Origin of the sequence: Glycomyces sp. NPDC048151 (assembly GCF_043202775.1) — a bacterium.
In the GTDB taxonomy this organism is placed as follows: Bacteria; Actinomycetota; Actinomycetes; order Mycobacteriales; family Micromonosporaceae; genus Glycomyces.
On the sequence record NZ_JBIDBB010000002.1, the window covers coordinates 15,639 to 27,611 of the forward strand.

Here is an 11,973-nt window from a genome sequence, read left to right on the forward strand (position 1 = left end):
TGATCGCGGCCCCGCGTGCGGTGCCCGCCGGGCGGTTGTCGTCCTCGGTGGCGGTGTCGTCGCCCGGTGCGGTGCTCGCCTGCGGCGACTGCGTCACGCGATCACCTCGTCGATCGCCTCCGCCAGCGCGCCCACGAGGAGGTCGGTCTCGTCCTCGCCGAGGGTCAGCGGCGGCATGAGCACGACCGTGTCGCCCAAAGGCCGCAGCCAGACGCCGCGTTCGCGGGCGGCCTGGCAGACCGCGAAGCCCGCGCGGTCGCGGACCGGGGCGACTTCGACGCCGATCATCGTCCCCAGCTGCCGGATCTCGACGACGCCGTCCTTGGCGCCCACCGGCTCCAGGAGTTTCGCGAGCCGGTCGCCGAGCCGCGCGGCCTGGCCGACGACGTCCTGCTCCCTCATCACGCGCAGGTTCGCGAGCGCGGCGGCGCAGCACAGCGGGTTCGCGGTGTAGGTGTGGCCGTGGAAGAACGTGCGCGGCGACGTGTCGCCGGGCCGGGTCAGGAACGCCTCGTAGACGTGCTCGGCGGCGAGCACCGCCGAGAGCGGCAGGTACCCGCCGGTGATGCCTTTGCCGCAGGTGAGGAGGTCGGGGACGACGCCGGCGTGCTCGGCGGCCCACATTTTCCCGGTGCGGCCGAAGCCGGTGGCGACCTCGTCGAAGATGAGCAGCGCACCATGGGTGTCGGCGAGTTCCCTTGCGGCGCGCAGGAACGCGGCGTCGTAGTCGAGCATGCCGGCCGCGCCTTGGATCATCGGTTCGAGGATGATCGCGCAGACCTGGTCTCCTGAGGCCTCCATGACGCGTCGCAGGTCGGCGACGGCGGCGGCGTTGCGGTCGGGGCCGAGGGCCCGGTCGCCGGGCGAGGCCACGCCGATCGTGTCGAGCAGGAGCGGCTTGTAGGCCTCGTGGAAGAGGTCGTGCCCGCCGACGGCGACCGCGCCGAGGGTGTCGCCGTGGTAGGCGTGGTCGAGGCGCACGAACTTGGGCCGCGCGCGGCCGGTCTGCGTCGAGTACTGGTAGGCGATCTTGAGGGCGGCCTCGACCGCCGAGGAGCCGTCCCCGGCGTAGAAGACCTTGGTCAGCGGCGGCCCGTCCGCCTTGGGGGCCAGGGCGACCAGGGCTTCGGAGAGCTCGATGCCGGGGGTGTGGGTGGTGCCGAGGAACGTGGAGTGGTCGAGCTTGGCGAGCTGGGCGGCGATCGCGGCGTTGATGTCGGGGTGGCCGTGGCCGAGGGTGGTGGTCCACAGTGAGGAGACGCCGTCGAGGTAGCGGCGGCCGTCGACGTCGACGAGCCACGGCCCTTCGGCGCGGTCGACGACGACGGGACGGTCGCCGGTCCAGGTGGAGTGCTGCGTGAAGGGGTGCCACACGGCGGAGGCGTCGCGGGCGATCCATTCGGCGCTGGCGGACATCGCTCGTCTCCTTAGATGGTTCCTACAAAACTGGTTGGAGGATAGCGCCCGGTCCGGTGGGCCCGGCACGGGCGCGCGGCCGTGCCCGCCTCGTGCGACGGCCTTGACTCCACCGTTATCGAACCGAGGCCGCCGCCGTCCTCTTGCGGCGGCAGGCGTAGTTTTGGGCGGTCATAACGGACCCTCCGGCTCCGTCCGGGTTTTTACACTTTGAACACAGTGGGACGCTTGACAACCACATGCGCCACGGGCAGACTAGTGACACTTGCGGCAATCGCGGAGGATTGTCACTTACCGCCCTTCAGGTATCGGAGTCTCGGCGATTCCCTGCGCCGAAACGGCCCCTACCGTCGCCGACGCCTGCGGCGCCGCAGACCGACCGAGGCGGACTGCTGCAACGGTGCAGACCGGTGCCCCGAGGCCGACGCTCGCGGAGCCGAGAACGAGGAAGGCCCTGTGTCGAACCAGAACCCCCCGACGGCCCCGGCCGGACCTGCCGACGACGCGTCCGAGTCCGACCGCAGGCCGTCCTTCTCACAGGTCTTCGGCGACCGCGAGGCCGCCGGGTTCCTCCTCGCGTTCTGCCTCTCCAACGCCGGCGCGATGCTCAACCGCGTCGCCGTCACCTTCCTCGTCTGGCAGCAGACCGGGTCCTCCGCGCTCGCCGCCGCCTCCTTCGCCATCAGCTTCGCGCCCTACCTCGGCCTCGCCCAGGTCCTCGGGGCCATTGTGGACCGATACTCCTACCGCAACGTCATGATCGTGTGCGACGTCCTGCGCGCCGCCCTCATCGCGCTCCTGCTCATCCCGGGCCTCCCGGTCCCGGCAATGATCGCGATCGTCTTCGCCGTCGCCTCCGTGACCCCCGCCTACAACGCCGCCCGCGTCGCCACCCTCGCCCAGATCCTCACCGGCGACGCCCTCTCCGTCGCCATCGCGCTCACCTTCAGCGCCGCCGCCACCGCCCAGATCCTCGGCTACCTCGCCGGCGGCCTCCTCGCCGCGATCGACCCGTACACCGCGCTGGCGATCAACGCCGTGCTCTTCGTGGTCAGCGCCGTCGCGATCTCCCTGCTCGTGCGGCACCGGCCCTCGGTGAACAAGCGCGAAGAACGCCGCCACGTCCTCGCCGAGACCGCCGACGGCCTGCGGATGCTGCGCGACAACAAGGTCCTGCGCACCGTGTCCTTCGGCATCTGGGGCCTGTTCGCGCTCACCGCCGTCCCCGAGGGCGTCGCGGTCCTGTGGTCGGCCCACCTCGGCGGGGACTCCTCGACGCAGGGCCTCATCATGGCCGTCGACGCGGCGGGAGCGGTCGCAGCGACCCTCCTGTTCACCCGGTTCGTGCGGCCCTCGGTGCGCGACAGGCTCATCCGGCCGCTCGCGTTCATCGGACCCATAGTCCTGACGGCCGCGTTCCTCGACCCGCCGATCGCCGGAGTCCTGCTCATCGCGGTCGGCGCGGGCGTCGCCAACATGATCATGGCCCCGATGAACGCGACCCTCGCCCAGTGCATCCCCGACGGCTGGCGCGGCCGCGTCGTCTCCGCCGCGAACTCCGGGCTGCAGCTCAGCCAGGGCATCGCCATCGCCGGGATCGGCCTCGTCGTCGAGTTCGGGGCGTCCCTGCCGTACGTCGTGGGCGCCTGGGGACTCGTCGGCTTCCTCATCCAGTACCTGGTCACCCGCAACTGGCCCACACCCGAGGAGATCGAGGCCGCCAAGGCCGCAGCCGCGCCGCCGCCCGCCGCCGTCTGAACCCCGCCGGCGAGAGCTAGGCTCGTCTCGGCGTCCCCGGGCTGCGGGCGCCCGCGGCGACGAGCCGTGGATTGGCACAGTGGGCCGGGAGCAACAGGAGCACCAAACGTGGAACACCAGAAGACCGTCGAGCTGCGTGGACACCTCATCGACCAGGGCATCTTCGCCCGGGTGATGGACGACGTCCTCGAGTACTCGGGGGCCTACACGATCGACCGCTTCGACGTGGGCCGCCACCACACCGACGAGTCCTACGTCCAGCTCACCGTCTCCGCCGAGACGCCCGAGCAGGTCGAACGCATCATCATGCGCCTCCAGACGCACGGCGCGAACCCGCTCGACCCCGGCATCGCCGTCCTCAAGCCGGCCCCGCGCGACGGCGTCTTCCCCGAGGACTTCTACTCCACCACCAACTTCGACACCCAGATCCGCCTCAACGGCAGCTGGATGGACGTCGAACCCTCCGAAATGGACTGCGGCATCATCGTCGCCGACGACCGCGCCAGCGCCAAGACCCTCCCGGTCTCCGACGTCAAGGCGGGCGAGCTGGTCGTGTGCGGCGGCGAGGGCGTCCGGGTCCTCCCGCTCCCCGAGCCCGAGCGCAAGAGCCCCGAGTCCTCGAACTTCGAGTTCATGAGCGGCGGCGTCTCCTCCGAACGGCCCCAAGCGCTCCAGGTGCGCCAGATCGCCGAGCGCATGCGCGAGGTCAAGGCCCGCGGCGAGAAGATCCTGTGGGTAGGCGGCCCCGCGATCGTCCACACCGGAGCCGGAAAGGCCCTCGAAGCGCTCATCAACGAGGGCTACGTCGACGTCATCTTCGCGGGCAACGCCCTCGCCGCGCACGACATCGAGTCGAACCTGTACGGCACCTCGCTGGGCGTCGACCTCGACAAGGGCCACGGCGTGCCGCACGGCCACGAGCACCACATCCGCGCCATCAACAAGATCCGCACCTGCGGCTCGATCGCGGAAGCGGTCGAGCAGGGCGTCCTCAAGGGCGGCATCATGCACGCGATGGTCAAGAACAAGAAGGAGTTCGTGCTCGTCGGCTCCGTGCGCGACGACGGCCCGCTCCCCGACGTGTACACCGACGTCATCGACGGCCAGCGCGCCATGCGCGAGGCGCTGCCGGGCGTGGGCTTCGCGATCATGGTCGCGACGATGCTGCACTCCATCGCGACCGGGAACATCCTGCCCGCGAAGGTGCCGCTCGTGAGCGTCGACATCAACCCGGCGACCGTGACCAAGCTCGCCGACCGGGGCTCGGCGCAGGCGATCGGCGTCATCACCGACATCGGCCTGTTCTGCGAGCAGCTGGCGGGCGAGCTCGTGGTCGGCTACAAGCGCGACTGAACGTCCGAAAGGGGCGGTCGGGTCCTCCCGGCCGCCCTTTGGCGTTACCAGCGGCGATGATTGACATCACATTGACAAGCGTTTATATTTGGGCGACCAACTAACTCCCGGCATCCCCTTCGGCGACATCGGTTCTCGCCCCTCGACGGCGCCTCCCCAGGGCCCGGCCCGGTCGGCGTCCTCCCCTTCTCGCCTTCGATGCCGCACGCCAGCCGTGTTCCGGCACAGGAGGAAACGAGTCCCATGAAACGAACGAGAGCCATAGGCCTCCTCACGGTGGGAGCGGTTACATTGGCGACCGCGGCCGTCGCCACCGTGACCGCCCACTCCCAAGAGGTCGAGGCCCAGGCCGAGACCTACACCTGGAGCAACGCCCAGGTCGCCGGCGGCGGCTTCGTCCCCGGCATCGTCTTCAACGAGACCCAGGCCGATCTCATCTACGCCCGCACCGACATCGGCGGCCTCTACCGCTGGCAGCAGTCCAGCGAGACCTGGAAGCCGCTGCTCGACTGGGTCGGCTGGGACGAGTGGGGCTACACCGGCGTCGTCTCCGTCGCGACCGACCCCGTCGACCCCGAGCGGGTGTACGCCGCCGTCGGGACCTACACCAACGACTGGGACCCGAACAACGGCGCGGTCCTCTACTCCGACGACTACGGCGAGACCTGGGGCGTCGCCGAACTGCCGTTCAAGCAGGGCGGCAACATGCCAGGACGCGGCATGGGCGAGCGCCTCGCGATCGACCCGAACGACAACTCCACGCTGTACCTGGGGACCCCGAGCGGCAACGGGCTCTGGAAGTCCATCGACTACGGCCGCACCTGGGCCGAGGTCGCGAGCTTCCCCAACCCCGGAAACTTCGTCGTCACGCCCGGCGACTCCTACCTCGGCGACAACGTCGGCGTGGTCTGGACCGAGTTCTACGGCGACAACGTCTATGTGGGCGTTGCCGATCCGGACAACCCCGTCTACGTCTCGACCGATGACGGCGCGACCTGGGCGCCGCTCGCCGGAGCCTCCCAGATCGGCTCCGTCGACGGCCACGACAACATTCCCAAGCAGGCGGCGATCGACGCCGTGAACGGCTACATGTACATCATCACGTCGTGGGACCCCGGCCCCTACAACGGCAACCCGGCCACCGAAGGCGCCCGCGGCGGATCGGTGTGGCGGTACGCGATCGCGACCGGGACGTGGACCGAGATCCACCCGGGCCCGAACGGCGCGTCCTACGAGGGCTTCGGCTTCGGCGGCTTGACCCTGGACGCGCAGGACCCGGGCACGCTCATGGTCACCAGCGTCAACGCCTGGTGGCCCGACGAGACCACGTTCCGCTCCACCGACTCCGGCGCGACCTGGACCCAGTCGTGGACGTTCGACGGCTGGCCCAACCGCGTCGACCGGTTCGCCATCGACCACTCGTCGGTGGGCTGGCTCGACTGGGGCGTCACCAACCCAGCGCAGGGCGAGAAGAGCCCCAAGTACGGCTGGATGATCGACTCGATGGCCATCGACCCGCACGACTCCGACCGGGTCATGTGGGGCACCGGCGCGACCATCTACGGCTCGGAGAACCTCACGAACTGGGACGCGAACCAGACGTTCGACGTGACGCCGATGGTCCACGGCCTGGAGGAGACCTCGGTGCAGGACCTCGCCGCGCCGCCCACCGGGCCCGAGCTGTACAGCGCCCTCGGGGACGTCGGCGGGTTCGCGCACACCGACCTCGACGCCGTGCCCGACGCGTTCTACGACGCGCCGAGGATGACCACCGCCCGCTCGGTCGACTTCGCCGAGCTCAACGCGAGCGTCGTGGTCCGGGTCGGCGAGCTCGACGGCACCGTCAACATGGGGATCTCCTCCAACAGCGGCGGATCGTGGTGGGCCGGGCAGCTCCCGAGCGGCGCGACCGGCGGCGGCACCGTCGCCGTCACCGCGAACGCGGGCGCGATCGTCTGGGCCCCGGACGGTCTCGCACCGCAGCGGTCCACTACGTACGGTTCCACGTGGACGGCCGTGACCGGGCTGCCGACCGGGGCGCGCGTCGAGTCCGACCGCGCTGACGCCAACCGCGTGTACGGCTTCTCGGCAGGGAAGTTCTACACCAGCACGGACGGCGGCGCCTCCTTCACGGCCGCCTCGTTCACGGGATTCCCCGCGACCGGCAACGTGCGCTTCGGCGCCGTCCCGGGCAAGGCCGGGCACGTGTGGCTCGCCGGCGGAGCGGACGACGGCACGTACGGCATGTGGCGCTCCACCGACGGCGGGGCCACCTGGACGCAGGTCGCCGGATTCGACGAGGCCGACACCGTCGGCTTCGGCGCGGCGGCTCCCGGACAGGCCTACCCCGCGATCTACGCCAGCGCCTCGCGTTCGGGCGAGCGCGGCATCTGGCGTTCGGTCGACCAGGGCGCGACGTGGGTGCGGATCAATGACGACGAGCATCAATGGGGCTTCACCGGCGCGGCGATCACCGGCGACCCGAACGTGTTCGGCCGCGTCTACATCGCCACGAACGGGCGCGGCGTCATCGTGGGCGAGTCCAGCGACTACGAACCGGGCCCGACGGGTACGGCGAGCGCGACCCCGACCGGGTCGGCCACGCCCACGTCGAGCCAGACGCCGAGCGAGCAGCCGACGACCGGCGGGCCCTCGGGCGGGTGCACGGCGACGTGGTCGTCGACGAACGCGTGGCCCGGCGGGTACCAGGGCAGCGTGGTCGTGAAGAACGACTCGGGCTCGGCGAAGACCGGGTGGACGCTGACGTGGACGTTCCCGGGCGGCGAGCAGGTCGGCAGCCTGTGGGGCGGCCGGTGGTCGCAGTCGGGCGCGGTCGTGACGGTGACCAACGAGAGCTGGAACGGGTCGCTGGCGAGCGGCGCTTCGGCCACGGTGGGGTACACGGCGACGATGCCGGGCAGCACCCCGGCTCGCCTGACGCCGACGTGCACCCTGCGCTGATGCGATGACGGGGCGGGAAGCTCGGCTTCCTGCCCCGTTTCGGGGGATTCGGTTGCAGTGCTTGGATAATGCGATTTGTCCGGGGTAGCGCTTTCCAAATCTCGCCGCGCCCGCTATGATCCCGTTAGATCGATTCATATCGATGTCTCAATTGAATCGTTTCATCGGAACCATGCACAGGAGCACCAATGTCCCTCGCACCGAAGCGAAGACTCCGCACGCTCGTCGCGACCGCCGCGGCACTCATCGCGGGCGCCGCCAGCGCCGTCGCACTCCCGGCACTGGACGGCGCGGCCGTGGCGCAGGCCGCGTGCGGCGCGAACTCCCCGCACGCCACCGTCACCGGCTCGAGCGGCGCCTACGTCACCAAGGAGGGATCGACCACCGTCTACTCCGGCAGCGACTACCGCGCCGCCGTCCAAGCGGGCGTCGACACCATCTCCAGCGGCCAGCGCGTCGCCGTCATGGCCTCGGGCTCCATCGGCGCCAGCACCATCACCATCCAGAGCGGCAAGACCTTCGAGGGCTGCGGCACCATCAACGTCGCCAACCGGTCCGGCCGCGGCGCGATCGAGGCGATCAACACCACGAACGTCAACATCGCGTTCCTGAAGATGAGCGGCAACCCGTACTTCGGGCTGCGATTCTCCGGCACCAACGGCCTCAAGCTCGGCGACATCGACCTGACCCTCAGCGGCGGCCTGGGCATCCGGTTCGACCGCGACGCCGCCTGGAACTACAACGTCACGATGAACGACATCTACGTGTCGGGCGCAGGCAGTCACGCCGTGGAGACCTGGAACATCGACGGGTTCAACATCACGAAGGTGACGGCGCGGAACGTCGGCGAGTCGGGCCTGCTGATCCAGAACTCGCGCAACGGCTGGGTCGGCACCGTGGACGGCAACAACGTCGCCACCGGCACCGGCTACGCGACCTTCCGGATGGCGAACACCAACGGGAAGACCGCGAGCGGCGGCTACGCGACGAACATCTGGGTGGACAACGTGATCTCCCGAGGCGGCGGGCGCGGCATCTTCTGCGTCTCGCAGTCCGGCGGCGTGGTCATCAAGAACGTCGACCTGGCGAGCAACGGGAACAACTCGATCCTGATCGAGAACTGCTACAACGTGTCGATCAGGGGCGGGACGGTCAACGGCGGCGGCGAGGTGCGCCTCGCGGCCCGCACGGAGTTCCCCAACAACAAGGACATCTGGATGATCATGACGGTGAACAACACGTCGGTCCGGGAGTCGCCCTGCGGTGAGAACACCAACTGGACGATCTCGGGCAACGCGTCGATGAACGTGTGCTGACAGCGGTAGACGCAGCAGGGCCGGAGCGGAAGCTCCGGCCCTGCTCGCGTCTTCAGTCCTTAGGGGACGATCTCGCGGTGGCGGGCGAGGTCGGCCGCGCCGATCACGCCGGCCTTGGAGCCGAGCTCGGCGGCGCGGACCTCGGCGACCGGGATCTGCGCGCGGGAGGCGAGCGCCTCCTTGTAGTGCTTGCGGATCGGGTCGAGGAGGAGGTCGCCCGCGTCCACGACGCCGCCCGCGATGAGGATGACGCCGGGGTCGATGAGGTTGACCATGTCCGCGGCGGAGTTGCCGAGGTAGAAGCCGATGAAGTCGAAGGCGCCCAAGGCGACCTCGTCGCCCTGGCGGGCGGCCTCGGTGACCTGGCGGCCGGTGATCGACTCGGGGTCGCCGCCCGCGAGCTTGAGGAGGACCGCGGCCTTCTCGGGGTGCTCGGCGGCGCCATCCTGGGCGGCGCGGGTGAGGGCCCGGCCGGAGGCGTACTGCTCGAGGCAGCCGTTGCGGCCGCAGCCGCACTTGCGGCCGTCGGGCATGACGGAGCGGATATGGCCGATCTCGGCGGCGACGCCGTGGGTGCCGCGCAGCAGGTTGTCCTTGACGACGATGCCGCCGCCGACGCCGGTGCCGATCGTGTAGAGCACGGAGGAGCGGTGGGCCTTGGCCGCGCCGAAGCGGTGCTCGCCCCAGATGGCGACGTTGGCGTCGTTCTCGACGACGACGGGGAGGTCGATGGCCGCGGCGACCTTGTCGCGCAGCGGCTCGTCCTTCCAGGAGAGGTTGGGGGCGAGCATCACCGTGGAGCGGTCGGAGGAGATCCAGCCTGCCGCGCCGATGCCGACGGCCTCGACCTCGTGGCCTTCGCGCAGCTCCTCGACGACCTCCTTGACTGCCTGGATGACGCCGGAGGTGTCGTCCGCCGGGGTGGGGCGCCGGGTCGTGGCGAGGACGTTGCCGTTCTCGTCGACGAGGCCGCCGCCGACTTTGGTGCCCCCGATGTCGACTCCGATAGTCAGACTCACTGCTGTACCCTCCAGCGGTTCACGGTTTGAGGCGTGGGATGCCGCGCGACGCTGCGGGCCACCGAGGACTTTACAGCGCGATGACCTGGAGATGAAATCGGCCGTTCCGTCCCACTCGGCGAAGGTATCACCGGCTGCAAGCGGATCGGGCCGCTTGGGTGACTGTCCGCAGCCGTCGTTCGCCGGTCGCACCCCTGCTCCGCTAAGCTGCCCTTAGCATCATGGTCTGCCTCACAGTCCCTCTTCCGTCGGAAGTTGACCCACCGGTAACATGATCTGTGAGCCACTTTACAAAGCCGTGAACATGGCGTCTTGAACGGAGCATTTCCATGCGCGAGTTCGCCGTCCCCCCCGTGGTGACTGTGCCCGACGACGACAACACCCTCACCGCGCTGTGGGACGCGGCCGAGAACCACCCCGCCTCGGTCCTCTTCATGCGCACCTTCGACGACGGCGCCACCTGGCGCGACGTCACGTCAGTCGAATTCCGCGCCCAAGTGATTTCCGCAGCGAAGGGCCTGGCAGCGGCCGGTATCCAGCCCGGCGACCGGGTCGCGATCATGTCGGCCACCCGATACGAGTGGACCCTCCTCGACTACGCGATCTGGGCCGCCGGCGGCGTCACCGTCACCATCTACGAGACCTCCTCCGCCGACCAGGCCAAGTTCATCCTCGAAGACTCCGGAGCGGTCGCCGTCATCGTCGAGGACACCGAGATGACCGCGATGGTCGAAGGCCTCGGCACGCAGGTCAAGCACGTGTGGACCATCGACGCCGAGCAGGGCGCCATCGACGCCCTCGACGCCCTGGGCGCCGACGCCGACGTGGACATCGAGGAGCGCCGCACCTCCCGCAAGGCCGAGGACCTGGCCACCATCGTCTACACCTCCGGGACCACCGGCCGCCCCAAGGGCTGCATGCTCACCCACCGGAACCTCCTGGCCGACATCCGCAACATCATCCCCGAAGTACCCGGCGTCCTCTACGACGGCGCCCGCATGCTGCTGTTCCTCTCCCTCGCCCACGTCCTCGCCCGCATCCTCCAGCTCGCGGGCATGGAATCGCGCACCACCATCGCGCACGCCGACCGCACCAAGCTCACCGCGGTCATGCCCGTGGTCAAGCCGACCACCCTCCTCGCGATCCCCCGCGTGTTCGAGAAGGTCTACGCCGGGGCGTACCAGAAGGCCGTCGACGGCGGCAAGGGCCACCTGTTCGAGAAGGCCACCGCCACCGCCAAGGAGTACAGCCGCGCACTCGACAAGCCCGGCGGGCCCGGCCTCGGCCTCAAGCTCCGCCACAAGCTGTGGGACGTGCTCGTCTACGGCAAGATCCGGGCCGCCATCGGCGGCGAGTGCGACTCCGCCGTCTCCGGCGGCGCGGCGCTCGGCCCCGAGCTCGGCCACTTCTTCCGCGGCATCGGCGTCACCATCTACGAGGGCTACGGCCTCACCGAGACCTCCCCGGTCCTCTCGCTCAACCTCCAGACCGCCATCAAGGTCGGCTCCATCGGCCGCCCCACCCCCGGCACCGCCCTGCGCGTCGCCGACGACGGCGAACTCCAGGCCAAGGGCCCGCAGGTCTTCCCCGGGTACTGGAACAACGACGCCGCCACCGCCGAAGTCCTCGACGCCGACGGCTGGTTCTCCACCGGCGACATCGCCGAGATCGACGACGACGGGTACGTCACCATCACCGGCCGCAAGAAGGACATCATCGTCACCGCCGGCGGCAAGAACGTCGCCCCCGGCCCGCTCGAGAAGATCCTCGACGCCCACCCGCTCATCGCGTACGCCATGGTCGTCGGCGAGGGCCGCCCCTACATCGGCTGCCTCATCTCCATCGACGGCGAGATGATCAAGGACTGGCTGACCAGGCACGGCAAAGACCCGAAGACGCCGATCAGCGACCTCACCGAGGACCCCGAGCTGCTCGCCGAGCTCCAGGCGAAGGTCGACGAGGCCAACCAGACCGTCTCCCGCGCCGAGCAGATCAAGCAGTTCCGGGTCATGCCGGTCGAACTCAGCGAGGACGCCGGGGAAATCACCCCGTCAGTCAAGGTCAAACGTCACGTAGTCATGGAAAAATACTCAAGCGAGATCAACGCGCTCTACGACACGGCGAAGGCGCGACGAAACGAGTAAGCGAGG

The 11,973-nt window shown here is 69.7% G+C and carries 7 protein-coding genes; 5 read left to right on the forward strand and 2 right to left on the reverse strand.

Translation table 11 applies throughout. The annotated features are described in order from the left end of the window. Positions 1-93 precede the first annotated feature (93 nt). Positions 94-1,416: an adenosylmethionine--8-amino-7-oxononanoate transaminase gene (bioA, locus tag ACGGCP_RS03505; protein ID WP_392960483.1), complete on the reverse strand. Its 1,323-nt coding sequence runs from the start codon at positions 1,414-1,416 to the stop codon at positions 94-96. A 456-nt stretch (positions 1,417-1,872) separates the two neighbouring features. On the opposite strand from bioA, the gene ACGGCP_RS03510 reads away from it, so the two are divergent. The 4 genes from ACGGCP_RS03510 (at position 1,873) to ACGGCP_RS03525 (ending at position 8,804) form a co-directional block, all read left to right on the forward strand. Then, positions 1,873-3,174 carry an MFS transporter gene (locus ACGGCP_RS03510; RefSeq protein WP_392960485.1) on the forward strand — a complete coding sequence of 434 codons (1,302 nt, stop codon included), beginning with the start codon at positions 1,873-1,875 and terminating at the stop codon, positions 3,172-3,174. Between the two features lie 108 nt (positions 3,175-3,282). Beyond that, positions 3,283-4,527, forward strand: a complete 1,245-nt coding sequence (locus tag ACGGCP_RS03515; RefSeq protein ID WP_392960487.1) for a TIGR00300 family protein — start codon at positions 3,283-3,285, stop codon at positions 4,525-4,527. 243 nt (positions 4,528-4,770) lie between these two features. Beyond that, positions 4,771-7,488, forward strand: coding sequence for a cellulose binding domain-containing protein (locus ACGGCP_RS03520; protein WP_392960489.1), 2,718 nt, complete (start codon positions 4,771-4,773; stop codon positions 7,486-7,488). A 188-nt stretch (positions 7,489-7,676) separates the two neighbouring features. Beyond that, complete coding sequence (locus ACGGCP_RS03525; RefSeq protein WP_392960491.1) at positions 7,677-8,804, forward strand: right-handed parallel beta-helix repeat-containing protein; 1,128 nt, start codon at positions 7,677-7,679, stop codon at positions 8,802-8,804. A 59-nt stretch (positions 8,805-8,863) separates the two neighbouring features. Here the strand turns inward: ACGGCP_RS03525 and ACGGCP_RS03530 are convergent, their stop codons facing one another. Then, positions 8,864-9,823: an ROK family glucokinase gene (locus ACGGCP_RS03530; RefSeq protein WP_392960494.1), complete on the reverse strand. Its 960-nt coding sequence runs from the start codon at positions 9,821-9,823 to the stop codon at positions 8,864-8,866. Positions 9,824-10,152: 329 nt separating this feature from the next. Here ACGGCP_RS03530 and ACGGCP_RS03535 point away from each other — a divergent pair, with 329 nt between their 5' ends. Then, entirely contained in the window at positions 10,153-11,967 is a 1,815-nt protein-coding gene (locus ACGGCP_RS03535) for an AMP-dependent synthetase/ligase (RefSeq protein WP_392960497.1), read from the forward strand. Positions 11,968-11,973 lie beyond the last annotated feature (6 nt).